The organism is Bradyrhizobium liaoningense, from assembly GCF_018130955.1.
Taxonomy (GTDB): Bacteria; Pseudomonadota; Alphaproteobacteria; order Rhizobiales; family Xanthobacteraceae; genus Bradyrhizobium; species Bradyrhizobium liaoningense_C.
Genome location: NZ_JAFCJM010000012.1, coordinates 126,418 through 149,930 on the forward strand (window position 1 = coordinate 126,418; position 23,513 = coordinate 149,930).

14 protein-coding genes are annotated in these 23,513 nt (G+C 62.2%); 10 read left to right on the forward strand and 4 right to left on the reverse strand.

Translation table 11 applies throughout. The features are described from left to right. The first annotated feature begins 7 nt into the window (after positions 1 to 7). The 7 genes from JQ632_RS12890 (at position 8) to JQ632_RS12920 (ending at position 10,655) form a co-directional block, all read left to right on the forward strand. Entirely contained in the window at positions 8 to 2,275 is a 2,268-nt protein-coding gene (locus tag JQ632_RS12890) for a cation:proton antiporter (RefSeq protein ID WP_212402700.1), read from the forward strand. A gap of 223 nt (positions 2,276 to 2,498) precedes the next feature. Next, the gene (locus JQ632_RS12895) at positions 2,499 to 4,265 is read left to right on the forward strand and encodes a hypothetical protein (protein ID WP_212402701.1); all 1,767 of its coding nucleotides are present in this window, start codon (positions 2,499 to 2,501) and stop codon (positions 4,263 to 4,265) included. A 123-nt stretch (positions 4,266 to 4,388) separates the two neighbouring features. Beyond that, the gene (locus tag JQ632_RS12900) at positions 4,389 to 5,372 is read left to right on the forward strand and encodes a TAXI family TRAP transporter solute-binding subunit (RefSeq protein WP_409363483.1); all 984 of its coding nucleotides are present in this window, start codon (positions 4,389 to 4,391) and stop codon (positions 5,370 to 5,372) included. Then, positions 5,369 to 5,998 (forward strand): hypothetical protein, encoded by a 630-nt coding sequence (locus JQ632_RS12905; RefSeq protein WP_249151845.1) that lies wholly within the window; start codon positions 5,369 to 5,371, stop codon positions 5,996 to 5,998. The genes JQ632_RS12900 and JQ632_RS12905 overlap by 4 nt, the downstream gene beginning before the upstream one ends. Positions 5,999 to 6,021: 23 nt before the next feature. After that, positions 6,022 to 6,639: a hypothetical protein gene (locus JQ632_RS12910; RefSeq protein WP_249151846.1), complete on the forward strand. Its 618-nt coding sequence runs from the start codon at positions 6,022 to 6,024 to the stop codon at positions 6,637 to 6,639. 209 nt (positions 6,640 to 6,848) lie between these two features. Next, complete coding sequence (locus JQ632_RS12915; protein ID WP_212402703.1) at positions 6,849 to 7,241, forward strand: nuclear transport factor 2 family protein; 393 nt, start codon at positions 6,849 to 6,851, stop codon at positions 7,239 to 7,241. Positions 7,242 to 7,283: 42 nt separating this feature from the next. Then, the gene (locus JQ632_RS12920; RefSeq protein ID WP_212402704.1) at positions 7,284 to 10,655 is read left to right on the forward strand and encodes an AAA family ATPase; all 3,372 of its coding nucleotides are present in this window, start codon (positions 7,284 to 7,286) and stop codon (positions 10,653 to 10,655) included. Positions 10,656 to 10,711: 56 nt separating this feature from the next. Here the strand turns inward: JQ632_RS12920 and JQ632_RS12925 are convergent, their stop codons facing one another. Beyond that, entirely contained in the window at positions 10,712 to 14,095 is a 3,384-nt protein-coding gene (locus JQ632_RS12925; RefSeq protein ID WP_212402705.1) for an AAA family ATPase, read from the reverse strand. Between the two features lie 609 nt (positions 14,096 to 14,704). Between JQ632_RS12925 and JQ632_RS12930 the strand changes: the two genes are divergently transcribed. After that, complete coding sequence (locus JQ632_RS12930; protein WP_212402706.1) at positions 14,705 to 15,670, forward strand: ABC transporter substrate-binding protein; 966 nt, start codon at positions 14,705 to 14,707, stop codon at positions 15,668 to 15,670. 303 nt (positions 15,671 to 15,973) lie between these two features. Here the strand turns inward: JQ632_RS12930 and JQ632_RS12935 are convergent, their stop codons facing one another. Next, positions 15,974 to 19,144 carry an efflux RND transporter permease subunit gene (locus tag JQ632_RS12935; protein WP_212402707.1) on the reverse strand — a complete coding sequence of 1,057 codons (3,171 nt, stop codon included), beginning with the start codon at positions 19,142 to 19,144 and terminating at the stop codon, positions 15,974 to 15,976. Positions 19,145 to 19,153: 9 nt separating this feature from the next. Next, positions 19,154 to 20,347, reverse strand: a complete 1,194-nt coding sequence (locus JQ632_RS12940) for an efflux RND transporter periplasmic adaptor subunit (RefSeq protein ID WP_212402708.1) — start codon at positions 20,345 to 20,347, stop codon at positions 19,154 to 19,156. A gap of 247 nt (positions 20,348 to 20,594) precedes the next feature. Between JQ632_RS12940 and JQ632_RS12945 the strand changes: the two genes are divergently transcribed. Beyond that, complete coding sequence (locus tag JQ632_RS12945) at positions 20,595 to 21,386, forward strand: transporter substrate-binding domain-containing protein (protein WP_212402709.1); 792 nt, start codon at positions 20,595 to 20,597, stop codon at positions 21,384 to 21,386. Between the two features lie 12 nt (positions 21,387 to 21,398). On the opposite strand, the gene JQ632_RS12950 is transcribed toward JQ632_RS12945, so the two are convergent. Further along, positions 21,399 to 22,985, reverse strand: a complete 1,587-nt coding sequence (locus JQ632_RS12950; protein WP_212402759.1) for a B12-binding domain-containing radical SAM protein — start codon at positions 22,983 to 22,985, stop codon at positions 21,399 to 21,401. Positions 22,986 to 23,275: 290 nt separating this feature from the next. Between JQ632_RS12950 and JQ632_RS12955 the strand changes: the two genes are divergently transcribed. After that, positions 23,276 to 23,503 (forward strand): hypothetical protein, encoded by a 228-nt coding sequence (locus JQ632_RS12955; protein WP_212402710.1) that lies wholly within the window; start codon positions 23,276 to 23,278, stop codon positions 23,501 to 23,503. The last annotated feature ends 10 nt before the right edge of the window (positions 23,504 to 23,513 follow it).

The window sequence follows — 23,513 nt, forward strand, 5'->3', positions numbered from 1 at the left end:
CTCTCACATGCAGTTGAGCCTGCTCCGGCCGGTCGTCCTTGCGAGCCCGGTGCTTCTGGCCGCGACCATGGCAGCGGCCGCGGAGGGCCACAGGTCTACCGGACCCTCCGAGTTCCTGCTGATCGGGCAGATCGTGCTGCTGATCGCGGTTGGGCGCGGGCTCGGCGAGATCATGCAGCGGTTCGGCCAGCCCTCGGTCATGGGCGAACTGCTGGCCGGGATCATTCTCGGGCCGTCGCTGTTCGGCTGGATCTGGCCGGAGGCGCAAGCCGCGATCTTCCCCAGGACGCCCGAGCAGAAGGCGATGATCGACGGCATCGCCCAGTTCGGCATCCTGCTGCTTCTCTTGCTGACGGGCATGGAGACTGACCTCAGGCTGGTGCGCAAGGTCGGCAAGGCCGCGGTCGCGATTTCGATCGCGGGCATTGTCGTGCCCTTCGCCTGCGGTTTTGCGCTCGGCGAATTCCTTCCCGAAGCGCTTCTGCCCGATCCGCAGCAGCGGCTGGTATCGTCGCTGTTCATGGGCACCGCGCTGTCGATCTCGTCGGTGAAGATCGTCGCCGTGGTCGTACGCGAGATGAATTTCATGCGCCGCAATGTCGGCCAGATCATCGTGGCGACCGCCGTCATCGACGACACCATCGGCTGGATCATCATCGCGATCATCTTCAGCCTCGCGTCCCAGGGCACGCTGGAATTCGGTGCGATTGCGAAGGCCGTGCTGGGAACGCTGGCCTTCCTCGCCGTCAGTTTCACGGTCGGGCGCTGGCTGGTGTTTCAGCTCATCCGCTGGGCCAACGACAATCTGGTCAGCGCCGCACCGGTGATCACCGTGATCCTGCTCCTGATGGGCACCATGGCGCTGATCACACATCTGATCGGCGTGCACAGCGTGCTCGGCGCCTTCGTGGCCGGCATTCTGGTCGGCGAATCTCCGATCCTGACGCGTCAGATCGACGAGCGCCTGCGTGGCCTGATCTCGAGCTTCTTCATGCCGGTCTTCTTCGGCCTCGCCGGATTGAGCGCGGATCTGTCGGTGCTCGGCGATCCCAACCTGCTGCTGCTGACGGCGCTGCTCGTCGTAATCGCCAGCGTCGGCAAATTCGGCGGTGCCTTCGTCGGCGGCACGATGGGCGGTCTCAGCACGCGGGAATCGCTGGCGCTGGCAAGCGGCATGAACGCGCGCGGATCGACCGAGGTCATCATCGCGACCATCGGCCTGTCGATGGGCGTGCTCAGCCAAAACCTCTTCACGATGATCGTTACCATGGCGATCGTGACGACGATGGCGATGCCGCCGATGCTGCGCGCGGCGCTGACGCGGCTTCCCCTGAGCAAGGACGAGGAGGACCGGCTGGAGCGCGAGGAGTTCGAGAAGCGGGGCTTTGTCGCCAATCTCGAACGCATGCTGCTGGCGGTCGACGAAAGCGCCAACGCGACCTTCGCCGCGCATATCACGGGGCTTCTCGGCGGGGCGCGCGGGCTGCCGGTCACCGTGCTGCACATCGGGCGCCCGGCCAAGGAGCAGGAGCAGAATCGCGCCGGAGACGAGAGCCACGAGGCGGTGGTGAAGAAAGCCGCCGTGGCGGCCGGGGAAAGCACCGAGGAAGCGATCGGCCATGTCGATGTCACCACGCGGGCCCGCCAGGCCAGGCTGGGCGAAGCCATCCGCGAGGAAGCCAAAAAGGGTTTTGACCTCCTGCTCGTCGGTGTCGACAAGGTTATCTCCACCAGCGACCGCTTCGACCGGAACGTCGAAGATATCGCCGCCGGGTTTGAAGGACCGCTCGCGATCGTCGCCGGCAAGGGCAATCATCTGAAGGGCCCGATGCCCGGATCGTTCAACATCCTGGTTCCGGTGTCCGGCAGCGGCGTGTCGCGGCGGGGCGCCGAGGTGGCGGTTGCGCTGGCGCAGGCCGCGTCGGGATCGCTGCGCGTAATCTATGTTGCGACGACACGGGACAAGGGCGTGCGGCGTGCCGCCTCGCGAGCGCTGATCCAGAAGGAGGGCGTCCTGAAGGATGCCGCCGCGCTCGCGGCACGCTACGACGTCGACATCACCACGACCTTGCGCAGCAACACCGCGCCGGAAACCGCGATCCTCCGGGAAATCAAGGCTACCGGCGTCGATCTCGTCGTCATGGGCGTCGACCGCATCCAGGCCGAGCACTTGAGCTTTGGCAGCGTGGCCGACGCCATCATCCGGCAGTCCGGCGTGTCGGTGCTGCTGGTCTCCAGCGGCGAGATGCACCGGCAGCCCGACAAGGAGTCCTAGGGCGCGGTCCCATCAGGGCGGTTTTGGATGATTTAATTTGACTTCCCATTTGGCTCAAATTATATGATTTATTGATTTAATTTATATATTTAATTCGGGGCGCTCGCCCGCCGAGCTGTTGCGACATCATTTCGATCTGAGCGTGTTCTGATTGAGTGCCGAAATTATGCGAGCTGGCGGAGCAATCGCTCCATTGTACTCGCTATCGAAAAAGGCGTGATACATGCGCCGGCCAATTGATACTGCACCGAGGAACGGAGAAGACATCTGGATAGAAGGTGCGACCGGGGCTGTTGAGGTTGCCCACTGGTCGCCCGACGCGGGCAAATGGGTTTGGAAGGATGGCTCTCCAATCAATACTGCACCGACGTATTGGTATCCCGTAGCCACGGATGCCGATCCAGAGGACGAACAATCGGACGGTCCGCTCTCGGCGACCATGATCTTGATCCCTGTCGTCCTCGTTGGGGCGGCCCTGCTCGGTGTGTTCGACCCATTTAACACTCAAACGATTCCGGAAATGACGCGTCTCGGCGGCGGGAGCGCCCTGGGCCTCGATCAGCGACCGGAAATGATGCAGGTGCTGTCGGCAACCATCGTGCTACCTCGGCAGCAACTCGACGAAGACGCTCCGCGCAGTGACGCACTCGCCAGCGAGCCGGCCGGGCCCCGCGGCGAGCTTGGCGTACTGACGAGCAAGCCGGACAACGAAGCGAACCAGTTCAGGCTGGCGGCAACCAGGGAGCTGCAAGAGTCTCTCCCGCAGGAACGTTCGAAGTCCACCTCACTGACGAGCAAATTCGACGACGCCCGCGCGGGGCCGGAGACCACGGCAGCACTGCCGAGCAGGGCCCAGGACGACACGGTTCAGCGCATGCACGCGGCGGAATCTGCTGCGCAGGAGCTGCGGCAGTCTCTTCAGGAGGAGCAAGCCCGTAGCACCGCGCTGGTGAACGAACTTGCCGGAGCGCGCCGCGAGATCGACACGCGTCAAGCACAATCGCGCAACGCGGACGATGTGGCCGCGCAGCAGAGAGACGCGGCGGCGCGGGAGATCGCAGAACTGCAACAGTCTCTGCAGCAGGAGCGGGACAAGAGCGCCCTGCTCGCGAAGGAGGCGAAGGTCGCGCGGACAGCGACGGCAAGCGCCGAGCAACAACGCAACGAGGCGCAGTCACGCGCCGCGGCACTCGCGAGCGAACTGGCTGGAATACCCCGCGGCTCGCTCATGACGGACGATGCCGCGGCGGAGCAAAGCGAGGCGGCGGGACGAGAGATCGCGGAGCTGCGGCAGTCTCTGGAACAGGAGCGGCAAAAGAGCGTCGCCCTCGTTGCGGAGGTCAAGGCAGCGCAGGCGGCAACGACCAACGCCGAACAACAGCGCCGTGCTCTCGAAGAGGCGCAGGCGCGCGCCACGGCGCTGGCGAGCGAACTTGGCGAAATGCGCGGCGAGATCGAAACCCGGAACGTGCAATTGCGCGAGGTGGGCGACGCTGCCTCGCAGCAGAGACAGGCCGCGGACCGAGAAATCGCCGCGTTGCGGCAGTCGCTGCAACAGGAGCGGAACAGGACCGAGGCCGCTGCGAGAGAGCTTGCATCGGCGTCGCGCCCCGCTGACGAGCGCGCCACCGTGGAGCAGACAAATGAAGGCCCGAGCTCGCCGGCGAAGCGGAACGTGGAAGCGACCGTAGCGGAGCCGCCAATCGTCTCGAACCAAAATGAGGCGGAGGCCCGATTGATCCCGCGCGCCAGGGCGTTGCTCGATCAGGGGAATATTGGTGCAGCACGGATTGTGCTTGAGCTCGCGGCCGAGAAGGACATTGCGCAGGCCAGTTTCATGCTCGCGGAGACATATGATCCCGCGGTTTTATCCGCCTGGGGCACCTATGGAACGCGCGGCGAGGCGGCCAAGGCGCGAGAGCTCTACGCAAAGGCATACAGGGGCGGTATTCGCGGAGCGAAGGAGCGGCTGGATGCGTTGCTTCGCTGAGAATGGACTTATTGCATTCCGGCGGGACGAAAGGTTGCGTTGGATGATCCGGAAAGGAACGACATGAACAAGTTGCCAAGGTCAGCCTCGTCGCTCCTGCTCGCCGCGTTGGCAGCGGTCACCATGATGCTTCAGCCGGATTGCCTGCAAGCACAAACCGAGAAAAACGCCAAGGCCGATGCACAACTGGTCCGACGGCCCCTCCCGCAAGGGAACGAAAAAGACCGGATGAACGCCTGGACCGTTGGACTCGCCGGCGGCCTGCTCGAGGGCGCGCCGATCCGCCTCGCCGCGGAAATGGCTCGCGTCGTCGACGATGGAGCAGACCTGCATCTCCTGCCGATCGTCACCCGCGGCGCCACCGACAATCTGAATGCGCTGCTCTATTTGCGCGGTGTCGATACCGCCATCATCAATTCCGACGCGCTCGACGAGTACAAGGTTCAGGTACCGCAGATCCAAAGCCGCATCACTTACCTGCTCAATCTTTTCCCGTCGGAGCTGCACATATTCGTGCGCCCGGAGATCACGGGCCTGCAGGATCTTGCCGGCAAGAAAGTGAACTTCAATACCCAGGGCACCGCAGCCGCCTATTCTGGGCCGCTGATCTTCAGCCGTCTTGGCATCGACGTCGACAAGACGTTCATTCCGCATCAGGTTGCCCTGGAGCAGATGCGCAAAGGCGAGATGTCGGCCGTCGTGTTCATCACATCGAAACCCGTCGACGCCTTCGTGCGCGGTCGCTGGGAGGCGGGATTCAAGTTTCTCCCGGTCCAATACGATAGAAGGTTCGAGGACTATTACCTGCCCGCGAGCCTGGACGCGAAAGAGTATCCCAATCTGATCAAGCAGGGTGAGCGGGTCTCGACCATCGCGGTGCCGACAGCGCTCGTTGCGTTCAACTGGCCGACACGCTCGAATCGCTATCAACGCGTGGCGCGCTTTGTCGAGTACCTGTTCTCGCGAATTGACCGCCTGCAGGCACCAGGCTTTGATGCGAAATGGCAGTCGATCAATCTCGCCGCAAGCGTCCCCGGCCTCACCCGCTTCCAGGCCGCGCAGGAATGGCTGGATCGCAAGGCGCGCAGCGCACAGGCGCCGCCATGAAGACTGCCGCTCCTCCGCTCGCCGTCGCCTTCAACGTTGCCTGCGGTATAGCTCAGGCGCAGGGCACGGGCGATCCCATGGAAACACTTCGGGCTTGTTCGGCGATGGAGGAACCAGCCCGGTTGGAGTGTCTGCAGAATTTGTCGCGTAAGATTCCAGCGCCTGATCGGCGGGCGTCGGACGAAGGCTGGCTGGTCAGCGAGACCACCTCACCCGTCGACTATTCGCCGATCGCCACCGCCACCACGTCTTCAGTTGGCGGCTCGGATGGTGCCGCGATGCAACTCGCGATCCACTGCCGCAAGGGCCGCACCGAAGTCATGGTTGCAGGGCCGGCGGTGTCGCGCAGCGCCAACGAATACGCCATCTCCTATCGGCTCAATGCGGATCCGCCAGTGCAACTTGCGGCAGCCTCGCCGTCGTTCGGCTCCGGCGTCGCCTTCCGCGGCGACATGGTGCAGTTGCTGCAATCGTTGCCCGACGACGGCAGCATCGTTGTGCGTCTTTCCCCTCGCACTGGCGCGGCGCAGGAGGGACATTTCCTGCTCAGCGGCTTCAAGAACGTGCGCGAAAAAATGGCGGCTGCGTGTAAATGGCCACATACCGTCGCCAGACCAGGAAGGTGACGGTCATGAAACGGAGACACAAGATGATCAATCTGAAGTCGGCGATAGGAATCATTAGCGGCTTGGCGATGCTGCTCCTGGTCGGACCAACCGCGCGGGCAGAGCAGGGCAACCAGGTGATCCCGCAGGCGAGTGAGAAGAGCCAAGCGAGCAGTCAAAAGCAGCTGGTTCGACAGAAGCAGGCGAGAAAGCCGGAGCAGAACCAGACGAGCAAGCAAGTCCTCGCGGGCAAGACGAGCCTGGTTCTGGCGACAAAACCCGAAATCGCCAGGAAGCCGCATCAGCTGATATTGCAGGTCAATTCCAACGAACCGGCGATGATGAACCTCACGCTCAACAATGCGACCAACGTCGCGCAACACTACCGCGACCTCGGTGAGGCAGTGTCGATCGAGGTCATCACCTTTGGCCCTGGCCTTCACATGCTGCGCGAGGACACGTCGCCGGTAAAGGCGCGCATCGAGGTGCTCGCACTGAGCAATCCGGAAATCTCCTTCAAAGCCTGTGGCAACACCCAGGAAAATATGCGGAAGGCGGAGAACAAGGACATCAACCTGATTGCACAGGCGACGGTCGTTAAATCCGGTGTCGTCCGCGTCATGGAACTGCAGGAACAGGGGTGGAGCTACGTCAAACCGTGAGCGGTCGTCACGTCGGCTATCGCGGTACGCAAGACGTTGGGCCCCGGTCGCTTCCGCTGCTGGTTTTGACCCCGAGCGGAAGTATGGAGGTGTGCCTTCGTTAGATCCTGGGTCTAGAATAGCACGCGGTTTCTACACGTTCCGATTTCGTGCACTGCCCAGCACTGATAAGATGCGGCGGTCACAAGGCTAACCTGAGGGAGGGAATCATGACGAACTTGGCCCCCTCGACGAGCTTCGACGTCAGAGCCGAAATTACTGGGGCTTATGCCGCTTGGGATTCGGCGTTCAACAAAGCTGACTCTAAGGCGGTCGCCGCAGCCTATGTTTCGAACGCTAAAGTGCTACCACCAACGCACGAGGTCATATCGGGTCTGGATGAAATCGAAAAGTTCTTCGCTGGGCTGTTCTCAGGCGGATTCACTGACCACAAACTAACGATCATGGACGCGGGTGGAGACGAGAAGGTCGTCTACGGTACGGCAAAATGGACGGCCGACGGACCGGACGGGAGCCGCCAAAGCGTCGGCGGAATTGCTACTCACGTGTTCGAGCGTCAAGCGGACGGTTCACTGAAGCTGAGGTTACATACATTCAACTGAGTTCGCCGTCCAATCGCCTGGCGCCGCGCGAGGAGACTTCGCGTGGATATAGCGGAATGGCTTCGCGGTCTCGGGCTGGAGCGCTACACTCAGGCGTTCCAGGAAGCCGAAGTCACGCCTGATGTCGTGCAAGAGCTGACTGAAGCCGATCTGCGCGAACTTGGCTTGCCGCTCGGCCCGCGGAAGACCGTGCTGATGGCGATTCAAGCGCGCTCATCATCGATCGTTCCGGCCTCCATTGATGCTCACGAGCCAGCTGGACAGATAAGGCCGGCACTGCCGTCAGAGGCGGACCGTCGGCAGCTTACCGTCATGTTCGTCGACTTGGTCGGTTCGACCGCGCTCGCCTCAGGGCGCGACCCAGAGGAACTGCGTGACCTCATGCAGGCCTACCACAACACCGTAGCGGGCGAGATCGCCCGGTTCGAAGGCCACATAGCCAAGTTCCTGGGCGACGGCGTTCTCGCGTACTTCGGTTGGCCGCGGGCGCATGAGGATGAGGCGGAGCGTGCCGTCCGCGCCGGACTTCGAGCGACCAAGGCGGTCGCGTCCCTTACCGAGCCGGGCGGCGTAGCGCTTGCCGCTCGCGTCGGCATTGCAACTGGTCTGGTCGTGGTCGGCGAACTGATGGGCGAGGGAGAGGCTCGCGAGCGCGCGGTGATCGGTGAGACGCCGAACCTGGCCGCACGCCTGCAGGGTCTGGCCGAGCCCAGCGACGTCGTGATTGCCGAGTCAACGCGCCGGCTACTCGGCGAAGCTTTCATGTACCGCGATCTCGGCACGGTGCCTCTTAAGGGTTTTCCTGGACCGGTACAGGCCTGGCTCGTCACTGGTGAGGGCGCCGCCGAGAGTCGATTCGACGCCCAGCACGGCATGGCAACGACCGCGTTGGTCGGGCGGGACCAAGAATTTGCATTGCTCTTGGACCGATGGGAGCAGGCAAAAGAGCGAGAGGGACAGATAGTGCTGCTAGGTGGCGAAGCTGGGATTGGCAAGTCACGGCTCGTGCGGGCCCTGCGCGATCACCTCGCAGGTGCGCCGCACACGCCGCTGAGCCATTTCTGTTCGCCGTTCCACACCAATACCGCGTTGTATCCTATTATTGGCCTGCTTGAACGGGCAGCGGGAATACGACGGGAGGACGTTCCCGAAAAACAGCTCGACAAGCTCGAGGCTATGCTCGCTCTTGCTACAAACGACGTGCACGAAAGCGCGCCGGTTCTTGCTGACCTCTTGGCAATTCCAGGAGGTGGGCGATACCTGCCGCTTGCGCTTAGTCCACACCAGAAGAAGGAACGAACGTTCCAGGCCCTCCTGGAGCAGATACAAGGCTTGGCGGCAAGGCAGCCGGTGCTTGCCGTGTACGAGGATGTCCATTGGGCAGACCCCTCCACGCTTGAACTCCTCGACCGCGCAGTTGAGGAGGTGCAGCAACTCCCGATTCTGATGATTGTCACCTTCCGGCCGGAGTTCGTTCCGCGCTGGACAGGTCATGGACACGTGACAGCGCTCTCATTAAGCCGACTAGGCCGGAGGCAAGGGGCGGCTGTAGTAGACCGGATCACGGGCGGCAAAATACTTCCACAAGAGGTGCTTGAGCAGATTTTGGCTAAAACTGATGGCGTGCCGCTATTTGTCGAGGAACTCACCAAGGCCGTCGTTGAATCCGGACTGCTCAAAGACCAGGGCAACCGCTATGAGTTGATAGGCCCGTTGCCGCCGCTGGCGATCCCGACCACGCTGCAGGACTCATTGATGGCCCGCCTCGATCGGTTGGCGCCGGTCAAGGAAGTCGCCCAGATCGCTGCTTGCATTGGGCGCGAATTCGGACACGACCTTCTGCGATCAGTTACAGCGCTCGACGAACACGCGCTCAAGCGTGCTCTCAATGAGCTATTAACAGCCGAGCTCATATTCCGTCGTGGAGCACCTCCGGATATTGGCTACAGCTTCAAACACGCACTGGTCCAAGAGATCGCGCATGAGAGCCTCTTAAAGAACAAGCGGCAGCAGATACATGCCCGCATCGCTGCAGCTCTCGAAGAACAGTATCCTGCCCGTGCGGAGGCGGAGCCGGAGACGATAGCTTCGCACCTCACGCAGGGCGGGCTGGCGGGAAAGGCAGTCGGCTATTGGCTGCGTGCCGGCCGGATTGCAGCGGGACGTTCCGCCAATCTCGAAGCAATCACTCACCTTACAAAGGGATTGGAGGCACTCAAGTCCAATCCACAAGGACCGGAACGCGATCGACAGGAACTCGCGCTGCAAACGGCGATCGGAGGTCCGCTGATTGCCATTCACGGATACACGGCTCCGCAACTGGGCACAGCCTTCAGCAGGGCTCACGCGCTCTGTTATGAACTCGATGACACGGGTGCCTTGTTCGCTACTCTTAGCGGGAAGTTCATTTTCCACTTCGTGCGCGGCGACTTTGGTGCCATGCAGAGTCTTGTTGCCGAGGCGCAGCGCGCCGCCGAGCACACCGGCGACGCGGCACTTGAACTAGCTACACATCGGTTGGCGGGCCTCACCGCCATGCATGCCGGCGACTTTCTTACGGCCCGCTCGGAGCTCGAAACGATCTTGAGTCGTTATCAGCCGGACACGCACCGGCCGCCGCCAGTTCATTATGTACATGACCCGAAGGCCTCGGCGTTACCCTACTTGGCAATTGTGCTTTGGATCCTAGGTTACCCCGAACAGGCCCTGAGGACCAGCCGCGCGGCGTTTGAATACGCTGCGGAGTTAAATCAGACGAACCTTACCGCGCACGTGCAGGTCTATGGCGGAGCGGGGCCTGCGGAGCTGATGGGTGACATGGCGGCCGTGCATGCGCATGCCGAGGCCATCATCGATCTTGCCGATCAGCACAGCCTGAACTATTGGCGCTTGAGCGGCCTGATCTTGCGGGGTTGGGCAATGGCACGAGAAGGCAACGTGGAGGGCGGCCTAGCGCTCATGCGCCTCAGTCTGAACGAGCGGGACAAGCTCGGAGCCAGTTGGTACCAGGTCCGGTACTTGTCGATGCTCGCGTCGATGTACCACCAGTTGGGCGACGACGAAAACGGGCTGGCCACCCTGGCCGAAGCGAAGGCCATTGCTGCGCGCAACGAAGAACATATGTGGGAGGCGGAACTTGCATGCATTGATGGCGAACTGCACCGCGTTCGTGGGGCTCCAGCTGAGGAGATCGAGAGTTACTTGCAGGCCGCGCTCAAGCTGGCACAAAGCCAAAGCGCGAAATCCTTTGAATTACGTGCGGCCATGAGTCTGGCTCGGCTTTGGCGTGACCAGGGCCGGACGGCCGACGCGCGAGGCCTTCTTGGTTCCGTCTACGGCTGGTTTACGGAAGGCTTCGAAACAACAGACCTTCGTTCCGCCAAGGCACTCATGCAGGAACTTACTGAGGTTTAGTGGCTCCGTTCAGTGACGCATAGAGACACCTGCATGAAAGGCGTTGTCCTCGTCGGCTATTCCCGGACGTTGCGAATTGTTCGGGGTTCAGGACTCGCTTGCTTGGCGGATACTGACGCGTTTTCGGCGAGGAGAGCCTTCGTGCGCCGCAGATCGGGGGTGACGATCTTGCCGCCGGAGTTCGTGCTGAGCGGAACCAACAAAGCGCACACTTCCGATATCTTGCCCTGCGTACACCACAGCCCGGCAAGGGCATTCGAGGCGCGCAGTTGCCACAGGTGCGCTCCCTGCCGCGCGGCAACAGCTATCGCTCTTCCGTAACAGAGTTCTGCGGCCGCCGGAGCGCTTCCTCCCTTGAGCAGCAAGTCGCCCTTTAACCGATGAAGCTCGGCCTCGTACCAGCGTCCGCTTGTTCCGGCGACCGTCAGCAGGGTTTGGTCAACGAGCTTCATGGCATCGGCAAGTTGACCTGTTTTCGCGAAAGCCTGGGCCAGAAGATAGCGAGCGAACTGCACCCAGATCAGCGCACCCGTCGCTTCCAGCGCCTTTACACTCTTGCGAAGCTCCGGAAGACCCTCTTCGGCATTCCCGCGATCGCAACTGGCCCAACCGCGAAGCATCCGGCCACCGGCCAGCCAAAGCGGAAACGCGTATTCGGAGGCCAGCCGAACGGTTCGTTCGGCAACCGGATAGGCTGCCTCTGAGTCGCCGCACAGCACGTGTGCTCCAGCCAGAAACGCAAGCGAATTGCAGAGGCTGTGCGGATGCCGCTGCTGTTCGGCGACGCGTACCGCGTCCTGGCCAAACGCCAACCCGCGATCGATGTCTCCGAGCAGCGTAGACGCAAGCGTCAAATAGGTTTGCGAGACGATCGGGGTGAGCGGTGCGTGATGGGTCTCATCGTACAATCTGAGCGAGTTGATCAGGTGGTCACGCGCAGAAGGCAATTCGCCAATCAGAAACAACGTCTGGCCCAGAGCACGATGACCGATCAGCTTGGGCATCGGATTGTCCTGCTCCTGGGCTTGCGTCAATAGCTCTTCGGCCAATGTCCGAGACTGCTCGAAATCGCCTCGCGTGACATGGAAGGCAATTATCCCGTTGAGTGCCGCAAATCTCTGATCGGAGTTTTTGGCGGTGCTGCACAGGTCAAGCGCCCGTTTGTAAGCTTCAACGGTCTCCGGGACGGCGAACCCTTTTGACGCAGCAAAGGCGTTCCCCAACGATTGCTGCAACTGCAACTCGAGACTGTCGCGTTCTGTGCTTGGGGGAAGATCGCGCAGCCGCTTGAGGGCCATTTGAAGGTGAGTACTGGCTTCGACGAAAGCAGATCGTGAACTGGCTTGCCGAGCAGCCTTTATCCAATAGTCGATCGAGAGTTTGGCCCCGCCGGCTTCCGCATAGTGTTGGGCGACGATCTCGGGAGCTGCATGAGCAATCTGCGGGAAGTCTCTGCACAGGATTTCGGCGATTCGTCCGTGCAGCTTTCGGCGTTGATCATTAAGTATGCTCGCATAGGCCTCGTCTCGAAGGAGGGCGTGCTTGAAGGAGAAGCTCTGATCGCTTGGGTGGCCGCTCCGGAACACCAGACCAGATGCCAGCAAGCGATCGATTGCTGCCTGAACATCGCTTTCCGAGAAGGGGGCCGTCGCCTTCAACAGTTCGAAAGAGAAGTCACGGCCGATGACGGCCGCGATCTGGGCGACAGTTTTCGCTGGGGCCAGCAGGTCCAGGCGAGCCATCAGCGAATCATGCAGCGTGTCCGGCACCAGCAGCGGAGCGTGCGTGTCGGAACGTTCTTCGTGTGGTCCGCCACCTGCGCTTTCAAGGACCGCTTTTGTGATCTCCTCGACAAAGAGTGGAACGCCGTCCGTCTTGGCCAGAATTTGATCGATTGCCGTCCGCGGCAGGTCCTTGTCCTTGGTCAGGGATTGGAGCATCGACGAGACCTGCACCCGGTCCAGCCGGTTGACCGTCATCGAGGTCACGTGCGGCTGTTCGGCCCAGGGCAGAGTAAGATCCGGACGATGCAACAGGATGGCCAACATCCGCCAATTCTTCACGCTGTCGCGGATTCGCTCGAGCAGTTCCAGGGACGTTGGATCTGCCCAATGTACGTCCTCGAATACAAGGATCATCGGTTGTTGCTCGGCACTTGCCTGCAGCAGCGTGAGGAGGGCGCTGAAGGTTTGGACCTTCAGCTGCTCGGGCGTGAGTTCTCGTTGGGGGTAGCGATCCCCAGTCGGGATCGATAGCAACGAAGCCAAGGGCGGAACGATTGATTTGGTTTGTTCCGTCGTCCGGCGGACCAGGTCCTCCAGTTTGTTCAACCTGATCGCAGGTGAGGTATCGCGGACTATGTCCGCGGCCTGCTCCAGGTAGTGAATGACGGGATGCAGTGCGCTGCTCGTGTGATACGATGAACACTGAAATTGCAGGAAACCGTATCTCTCTCCGGCCAGCCGGTGTCGCAGGGCCTGGATAAGTCGAGACTTGCCAATTCCAGGTTCGCCGGAGATCAGGACTATCTGGCCCTTGCCGTGTTTCGCTTTGCTGTAGTGCTTGTGCAACAGGCGCACTTCGGCCTGCCGACCGATCAGTGGCGTCAAATGCAAGGACGTGCGCGCCTCAAATCGACTCGACAGCGAACCTGGCGCAACGACCCTCGACACCCGAACCGGTTGCTTGAATCCCTTCAGATCGTGATTGCCGAGATCGGCAAATTCAAACAGCCCGCCGAGCAGGAGCCGAGTGCGTGGAGCGACCAGGATCTGGCTGGGCTCGGCCAAGGCTTGCAGGCGAGACGCCAGGTTCGGTGCATCGCCGACAATCGCGAACTCGCGCGAAGGCCCCTCTCCAATCAGATCACCGACGACCACGAGGCCACTTGCAATGCCGATCCGGACTTCAAGCTTTCCGGCGATCGGCATGGCCAGCGCTGGGACTGATTCGACCATCTCCAGCGCGGCCTTGACCGCACGTTCGGCATCATCCTCGTGGGCTGATGGAAAGCCGAAATAGGCGAGAACTCCATCGCCCATGAGACGTGCTATGTGCCCGTCATAGCGACGAATGGCGTCATCGCAACAGTGCTGGAAATCAAAGAGGATCTTGCGCAACTCTTCGGGATCGAGCTGTGCAGACAACGACGTCGAGCCCACGAGATCACAGAACAGCACAGTAAGGTGGCGCCTCTCGGCACTCTGGGCTGATGTCGGCGGCGACCGGGGATCAACAGACGGGCCGGCGGCGTGCGACGAGCCGCAACGAGCCTGTATTGCCTTGACGAGCTTCTTACGATGTCCGAGGGAAACGCCGAGTTTTTCCAGGTCGCGCTCGGTCAGGTCAGGCAGTATCTCCCAATCAATGTCATTCGTAGCAAACAAGTCGGCATATTGCGCCAGTCCAATCTCTTCCAGCCAGTGCCGCAGATCGGTCATCGTGACACACAACCCGAACGCTTCTGGCGATCGCGCCAAATCCACTGACGGGGCGGCGAGACTGCGCGATTATCCTGCGCATGGATGTTCGTGGAGGCAAGCTGAAACTTCTGTTGCAATCGCAGGCCCATTCTCTCGCGTGACAAAGTAAGGGCTGCTGACGCTCTGGACGTGGGTGAAGTGAACTGGTGGAGTTTCCTTTCAGACCGACAAGAATGCGGACCTACTCCTCATCTCTCTTCACACACCCGTTTTCATCACGCAGAGGAGCAGCCAATGTGCTTTGCGGACCGCGGCTCTCTGCCAAAGCTCTCGCGATTCATTCAGTGCTCATTGGCGCCATTTGTCCTCAAGCGGCGCACCTCTCAGGGTCGGTCTGGAAGTCATTGAGGACTCCGGCCCATCGCGTCGCTTGATATGCACATTGTCTTCGCCTGCAATCGAATGAAGAAGCTCGACTTCAAGCGGCATTTCTGACCAAACTCGGACGTATCCGGCGTCGAATGACTGATTGCGACTACATGATCTGACCCCGTTCCCACACCGCGCTGTGCAGGGATGTGGTATCATTCAGTCCCATTGATGTGGTCCGAAACGTGGAAGGGCTGCATGAGACGGCGTGAGTTCCTCGCACTGCTCGCTGGCGCTGCCGCCATCCAGCCCTCGGCCAGCATGGCGCAGCGGCTGAAGGTGCCGACCATTGGCGTGCTCGTCGTCGGATCTCCCGCCTCGGAGCGCTTTTGGCGGCTCTTTCAGCAGGATATGCGCGAACTGGGCTACATCGAGGGAAGAAACGTTCAATACCAATTCAGATCGGACATGGGGCAGGCAGGCCGACTTCCTGCTTTGGCTGAAGAGCTGGTGCGGCTCCAGGTAGACCTGATTGTAGTGTGGTTCACACCGGCCGCTCTCGCCGCCAGGCAGGCAACGCATGAGATCCCGATCGTGATGGCGCTCGTCGGCAATCCGGTCGAGACGGGGCTCGTCGCGACCCTTGCCAAACCTGGCGGCAATGTTACCGGGATGGCGGCTATCGGTGCGGAACTGGCAGGCAAATTGGTCGATGTCATCCGGCAACTGATGCCGGGGGTGCGTCGCATCGCGGCGCTGGCCAATGTGACCGATCCTTTCTCAAAGCCGTTCTTGCGGGAGATCGAGAGTAACGGGGCAGCCGCCGGGCTTATGATCGATCCCGTCATGATCCCCAGCAGCACCGAGCTCGACGCTTCCTTTTCGGCATTGGATAAGGAGCCTCCCGACGCACTGATCATCCAGCCCAGTTTGCCGATCCGGCGGGTGGCCGAACTCGCGGTCCACTACCGACTGCCGGCGGTGTCCTTCGTTCGCGATTTCGCAGACCAGGGCGGCCTGCTGAGTTATGGGTCCGATGAGGCCGATGCGTACCGGAAGGCCGCGACGTATGTCGATGAGATTCTGAAAGGTGCCAAGGCCGCCAACCTGCCCGTGCAGCAGCCGACGAAGTTCCAGTTCGTAGTCAACCTCAGGACGGCGAAGGCACTCGGCCTAACCGTGCCGCAATCGATGCTCTCGCGCGCCGATGAGGTTATAGAATGAAGCATCGACTTCCGGATTGGCTCTCCGGACGGCGCGATATCCGACTTGAGTCCGAATGCGCACCCAAGCAGACGTCAGCAAATTTATGGGTTCACGCGCCAGGGCACGGAAGGATCAGGACCAGCTCGGTCGTCCGGTACCGTCGCCCGCCCACGTGCTGCGATGATGGCACTATGCCCCTGATTTGCCCGACGTGTCAAGTCGTTTTCGTAAAATACGAAGTGCGTCGGCCGGGGGCGCCGGCTACTGTGCATGGGGTTGTTTCGATGCTTTGTTGGACGGGGACGAAAGCCTCGACGCAGTTCAGGATTTCGCCTCCGCGGCCGGCTGCGCCGTCGATGCCGACTTCGCCGTCTTCTTTGACGCGCGCCAGTTCTCAAAACGTTGCACCACCACGAAGAAGGCGGGCACGAACAGCACCGCGAGGCAGGTCGAGGCCAGCATGCCCGAGAACACCGTGATGCCGATCGACTTGCGGGCGCTGGCGCCGGCGCCGGTCGCGAGCACCAGCGGCACCACGCCGAGGATGAAGGCGAACGACGTCATCAGGATCGGCCGGAAGCGGGCGCGTGCCGCCTCGATGGCCGATTCTAGGATTGGCTTGCCGTCGCGGACGTGCAACTCGAGGCCGACCTCGACGATCAGGATGGCGTTCTTGGCCGACAGCGCGATCAGAAGGATGAGGCCGATCTGGCAGTAGAGGTTGTTGTCGATCTTCAGGCCGTTGAGCACCAGCATCGGTCCGATCAGCGACAACGGCACCGCGAGGATCACCGAGATCGGCGCGTACCAGCTCTCGTACTGGCCGGCGAGTACGAGGTAGACCAAGAGCATCGCAAGCCCGAACACCCAGTAGATCTGGTTCGAGACCGCCTTCTCCTGGTAGGACATCGCGGTCCATTCATAGCCGGTGCCGGGCGGCAGCGTCTTGTCGCCGATCTGCTCCATCAGCTCCAGCGACTGGCCGGAGCTGTAACCTTGTGCCGGTAGACCGACGATGGTCGCCGACGGGTAGAGATTGTAGAGGCTGATCAGCGACGGGCCCGTGATCGGCGTGATTTTTGCGACGGTGCCGATCGGGATCATGTTGCCGCTCTGGTTGCGCACCATCATATTGGCTATGTCGCGCTCGGTGACGCGGAACGAGGAGTCCGCCTGCGTATAAACCTGGAACACGCGACCGAACTTGTTGAACTGGTTGACGTAGGACGAGCCGAGATAGGTGGAGAGGGCCGAGAACACCTCATCGGTCGTTACGCCCAGCGTCTGCGTCTTGATGCGGTCGATCTCGACGTTGAACTGCGGCACCGACGAGCGGAACGAGGAGGATACGCGCTGCAGCGCGCTCTGGCTCTGGGCGTTCGCAACCATCGCGCCGGTGATCGCCTGCAGCTTTGCGAAATCGCTGTTGCCGTCGCGCAACTCGACCTGCAGAGAGAAGCCGGCGGCGTTGCCGATGCCCTGGATCGGCGGCGGCGGCAGCACCAGTGTGCGCGCCTCCATGATGGTCGCAAGCTTGTCGTTTAGGCCGAACACCAGCGAGCGCAAATCCTCGCCGGGGCCTTTGCGGGCGTCCCAGTCCTTCAGGATGATGTAGGCGACGCCGGCATTGGCGAGGCTCGCGCTGTTGTCGAGCGCGGAGATGCCGGCGATGGTGATGACCTGGGCCACGCCCGGAGTGCTGCTGACGATCTCGGCGGCCTTGTCCAGCACCTTCTGGGTCCGTTCCAGCGCGGCGCCATCAGGCAATTGGATCGCGGCGATCAGATAACCCTGGTCCTCGATCGGCAAAAAGCCGGTCGGCACCCGCGACAGGCCGTAGCCGCCGACGCCGATCAGGACCAGCGCGACGGCGACCGACACGGTGGCGTGCCTGACCAGGAAGCTGATCAGCCGCGTGTAGCCGCGCTCGACGCGGTCATAGACGGCGTTGAAGCCGCGATAGAAGAAGTTGTGCTTTTCCGGTGGCACCGCCGGCCGCAGCCAGAGGGCGCATTGCGTCGGCTTGAGCGTCGCCGCATTGATGGCTGACAACAGCGCGGTCGCCGCGATCACGAGCGCGAATTGCGAGTAGATGCGGCCCGTAAGCCCGGCGAGGAATGAGGCCGGCAAAAACACCGAGATCAAGACCAGCGTGATGCCGACGATCGGCGCAAACAGCTGGTCCATCGCCCGGATCGCGGCGTCGTGGCCCGTCATGCCCTGCTCGATATTGTGCGCGGCGCCTTCGACCACGACGATCGCGTCGTCGACGACGATGCCGATCGCTAGCACGATGGCAAACAGTGTCGACATGTTGATGGTGAAGCCGAGCGCCGCCATCGCGGCGAAGGCGCCGATAATCGTCACGGGCACGGTCGTCGCCGGCACCAGCATCGCGCGCCAGTCCTGCAGGAAGACGAGGATCACGACCAGCACGAGCAGGCCGGCTTCGATCAGGGTCATGTAGACCTCGTGCACCGAAGCCTGCACGAATTTGGTGGTATCGAACGGCGTGTCGTATTTGATTCCCTGCGGGAAGGCCTTTGCGAGCTCCGCCATCTTCTTCTCGACGGCCTGCTCGACCTGGAGCGCGTTGGCGCCGGGCGACTGGAACACGCCGATGCCGGTGGCCGGCTGCTTGTTGAGCGAGAAGATCTGGCTGTAGGTCTGTGCGCCGAGCTCGACCCAGCCGACGTCGCGCACCCGCGTGACGTCGCCGGCGGTGCCGGTCTTGACGATGATGTTCTCGAACTGCGTCGTGTCGTCGAGCCGGCCGGAGACGTTGAGCGTGTACTGGAACGCCTGTCCCGGCGGCGTCGGCGGCGCGCCGACCTGGCCGGCCGCGACCTGCTGGCTCTGCTGCTGGATCGCCGTGATGACGTCCGACGGCATCAATCCGCGCACCTGCAATTTGTTGGGATCGAGCCAGATTCGCATCGAATACTGGCCGGCGCCGAACACGGTGACGTTGCCGACGCCGGGCAGGCGCGAAAGCTCGTCACGGATGTTGATGGTGGCGTAGTTGCTCAAATAGAGGCTGTCGTACTTCGCATCAGGCGAGGTCAGCGTCACGAACAGCAGGATCGAGGTCGATTTCTTCTGGACCGTGACGCCCTGGTTCTGCACGGCCTGCGGCAATTGTGCCAGCGCGCTGGAGACGCGGTTCTGCACCAGCACCTGCGCGAAGTTGAGATCGACGCCGATCTTGAATGTCACGGTCAGCGTGTAGGTGCCGTCGGAGCCGCTGTAGGACTGCATGTAGAGCATGTCCTCGACGCCGTTGACCTGCTGCTCGATCGGCAGCGCCACGGTGTCGATGACCGTCTTCGCGCTCGCGCCGGGATAGCGGGTGGTGACCTGCACGGTCGGCGGCACCACGTCCGGATATTGCGCGATCGCCAGGTTGAACAGCGCGACCCCGCCGATCAGGATCATCAGGAACGCGATGACGTTGGAAAGGACCGGCCGCTCGATGAAGAATTTTGAGATCATGGCCGGCTCCTACTTGGCCAACGCCTGCGGCGCCTCGATCTTCTGCGCCTGCGGATCGACCTTCTGGCCGGGAATCACCCGCAACAGGCCGGCGATCACGATGCGATCGTCCGCCTTCAGCCCGCTCTCGATCACCCGCAGGCCGTTGTCCAGCGGGCCGATCTGCACCTTGCGCTGCTCGACCGTGTTCTCGGAATTGACCACCAGCACGTAGCGGCCGCCCTGGTCGCTGCCGAGCGCGGTGTCGGGGACAAGCAACGCATCCTTCTGCTGGTCGACGGGCACGCGGACGCGGACGAAATAGCCGGGCAGCAGCACGCGCTTGTCGTTCGGGATCACGCCGCGCACCGGTAGCGTGCCGGTCGCCTGGTTGACGGTCGGCGCCGCGTAATCGAGCCGGCCCTCGTGCGGATAGCCGGTTTCGGTCTGCAAGCCCACTTCGACCGGCAACGATTTGAGGTCGGCCGGCGTCATGCCGCGCCGCTGCGCTTCGGCGCGGATGCGCAGCACGTCCTGTTCGTTGACGTTGAAGTTCACATAGATCGGATCCATCGCGACGATGGTCGCGAGCTGGGTCGGGGAGGATACGCCGACGAGCTCGCCGATCGAGACCAGATGGGTGCTGACGATGCCGTCGAACGGCGCCGTCACCTTGGTGTAGCCGTAGTTGACCTGGGCGAGCTTGGTGTTGACCTGGGCCTGCTGCAGATTGGCTTGGGCGTTGTCGCGTGTGGACGTGGAGGTCTCGAGCGTCGACTGCGAGACCACCTGACGCTGCACCAGGTCGGACTGGCGCTTGAAATCGGCCTCAGCCTGCTTGAGCGAGGCCTGTGCGCCGACTTCCGCAGCCTGCGCCTGTTCGAGCTTGAGCTTGTAGGTGTCGGGCTCGATCGTGAACAGCGTGGTGCCCTGCTTCACGAAGGTGCCGTCCTGATAGTCGATCGATTGGAGGAAACCCTGCACGCGCGCGACGAGATCGACGCTCTTGATCGGCGCGGTGTTGCCGGTGGCCTCGAGATAACGCGTGATCGTGCGCTGCACCGGCGTTGCGACATCCACCTTCGGCGGCGGCGGCGCCACATAGGTGTTCTTCTGATCGCAGGCGGTGAGCGCGATGACGGCCGCGACCGCGAGCAAGGCTTTGCCGGTTTGTCCTGAAAGTCCGTCGCCTCGTGCACGATTTGCGAAATTCGCGCGCTTCATCGCGGTGGCCCCCGTGTGTTGTATGCCTGCGGCAGGTCTCCAACGGATTTGATAGCAACAAACCGCAGGCCGTGGAACACCATAGCCATGGCGGCGTCCCGCCTTGCACTGCAAAGAACGGTGTGGCTGGTGACAGATTCGTCAATCGTTGTGACAAATCCGCTTTTCAGTCCGCGCACGATCGACCAGAATTGTGTCAAGGCTGCCAACAAACGGCTCAAGACGCGCCGTAGGGGAGGGAGTAGCCATGCCCGCTTCAATTCGGTCGGTCTGCGCCGGCCTCGTTCTCGCCATGGGGATCGCGATGACTGCAAGCGCCGACGGCCTGAAGGACGAGATTGCGCCGACCGGCAAGCTGCGGGTCGCCATCGCCATCAGCCCCGCCGGCGGCGCGTTCTGGTCGACCAAGACCGAGGCCGGCTATGCCGGCGTGCCGGTCGACCTCGGCAGGGCTATGGCGGCGCAGCTCGGCGTGCCCGTCGACTATGTCGTGCAGCAGAATTCCGGACAGATCACCGATGCCGCCGGCAAAGGTACCTGGGACGTCACCTTCCTGCCGAAGGACGCCGAGCGCGAGAGCAAGATGGCGTTCGGCCCGATCTACGAGGTCGCTGACGCCACCTACATCGTCAAGCCGGGCTCGACGGTGACGAATTTCGCAATGCTCGATCAACCCGGCACCAAGGTCGCCGCCGTCAACGCCACCACCACCATGCGCGGAGCGATCGCACATCTGAAGAATGCGAAGGTGACGGGCTATCAGACCTATGACGAGATTTTTGCCCTGCTGAAGAGCGGCGAGATCGACGCCTTCGCGCTGTCGCGCGACCAGCTCATCAAGATGGCGCAAAAGATCCCCGGCACGCGCGTGCTGGATGAGACCTTCAAGAAGACGGTGACCGCGGTTGCCGTGCCGCTCGGCCATCCCCGGGCGCTCAGCTTCGTCACGAAATTCATGACCGAGGCGGTCACCAACGGGACCTTGCGCAGGGCCTATGATGCGAACGGGCTCAAGGACGCGCCGATCCGGACGGAGTGACGGCGCCGCTGCCTAGTGCGGTGCGTGCGCCACGTGATGGCCCGCGGCCGTCGAACCGGGCACTGGCTCGTCCAACGCCGCCAGGCGTGCATCGATCGCCTCCACGACGCGGCGTGCGAACGGGCCGAGATGCGCATAGGCCGCGATCATGGCAACCGCGATGCGGGCCGACGACGAGTCACGCTTGGCGCAGGTGAGGAAGGTTTTCCAGAACGGAGCATGCGCTTCGGGAATCGCTGACGTGACGCGGTGCACGGTCTCGAGCGCGCGGACTTTTGCGCGGATGTCGCCCTCGGGGAGCTCCTGGCGTTGCCGGGAACGATCGAGCATCGTCATCAGCCGGTCGATGCGGCCGGCGTAGACCGCCGGGTCGTAGATCCGCGCCAGAACTTGCCTGTAGTCGAGGAGGATGTCGCGCAACGGGCGCGCCGGGTCGAAATTGATTCCGCCGGTGCACTGGTCGCCGCTGGTGGTCGAGGCCACGTCGTGATTCTCGTGCAGCCGGCCCTCGCGCGCCAGACGGCGCGTGAGCTGCGTGTTGGGCAGGGCGTAGAGCAGGCCGACCATGCAGACCGGAATCGCCGCATCCTCGATGAAGTCGATCATGGCGTCCGCCATCGCGACCTTTTCGGTGTCGAAGCCGACGATGAAGCCTGCGGTCACCAGCATCCCGGCGCCGTAGATCTTGTGAATGCTCTCCGCGATGTTGCGCCTCGTGTTCTGCTTCTTGCGCATCGCGACCAGGGTGGCCGGGTCCGGGCTTTCAATGCCGACGAACACGCCGAAGAAGTTGGCCGCAGCCATCATGTCCAGGAGTTCCGGATCGTCGGCCAGGTTGACGGACGCTTCGGTCGAGAACTCGAATGGATAGTCGTGGGCGCGCTGCCAGTCCGCGAGCACGGGCAGGAACAGCCGCAGCGACTTCTTGTTGCCGATGAAATTGTCGTCGACGAAGTCGAGATGGCCGCGATATCCCATCGCGTAGATCGCATCGAGTTCGGTGAGCATTTGCGGTGTCGTCTTGGTCCGCGGTACGCGCCCGTAGAGCTCGATGATGTCGCAGAACTCGCAGGTGAAGGGGCAGCCGCGGGAATACTGGACGCCGAGATAGAGATAGTCTTCGGCCCTCAAGAGGTCGAAGCGCGGCACCGGCGTCTTGGTGACGTCGGCCTGGAACTTTGGCGCGGTGAAGACGCCGGACCGCGCGCCGCTCTCCCAGGCTGCAACGAAGTCGTCGATGACGCTTTCGGCTTCGCCGAGCACCTGAAAATCGGCGCGGTCGTAGATGTGCGGACTCGACGTCGGGTCGGGGCCGCCGACAACAACAGGCGTGCCGCGCGCCAGGCAGAGCTCTATCAGTCGCAGCGTGTCGGCCTGTTGCGGCAACATGCCGCCGGTGAAGACGATATCGGCCCAGGCGAGATCGTCGTCACTAAGCTCCGCCGTGTTGCAGTCGATCAGGCGCACGGTCCAGCTACCGGGCAACATCGCGGCCACGGTGATCAGTCCGAGAGGCGCTGCGGGGCGGCGAACGCCTATCAATTTGCAGGATTCGCCAAAACTCCAGAACGAGTCGGCAGCAAACAGCGGATAGAGCATGAGTACGTTGCAAGGGCTCGTCACGTCTTGGGGCTCCGCTCAAGAATAGCCGGGAGTGTAACAAAGCCCGCCCGTCTTGCATCCCCGCAAACAGGGACATATTGACGGGGGACCGCGACGTCAGGTCGACAGCACGGTCAGGGACGCCGCGCATCGGGGTTTCGGCGCCAGACAGAGCTAACGGCTGTTAACCGAATCTCGGCAAGCCGATTTACCGGCATGAAAGCGGCGATCATTAGGCTGGCTTGGTGTTCCCTCAAGTGCAGACATCAACTGCAGAAATTTGCCGCATGGCCAACAGCTTATGGACGATCGAAGAGTTCACCTGCCCGCGCTGCGGGATGAACTACAGCGCGACGAAGGAGGAGCACTCCGAAAAGCACTCCGGCAGTTTCAGATGCAGCGTCTGCAAGGCCGAGGTCCATGCCTGGGCCGACAATCATCACTTCTTCGACTGGAAGGCCATCCAGTCGCGGCCGCCGGTGTTCGGCAGGCGATGGGGCGTATCGCAATGGTAGGCGGAGAAAA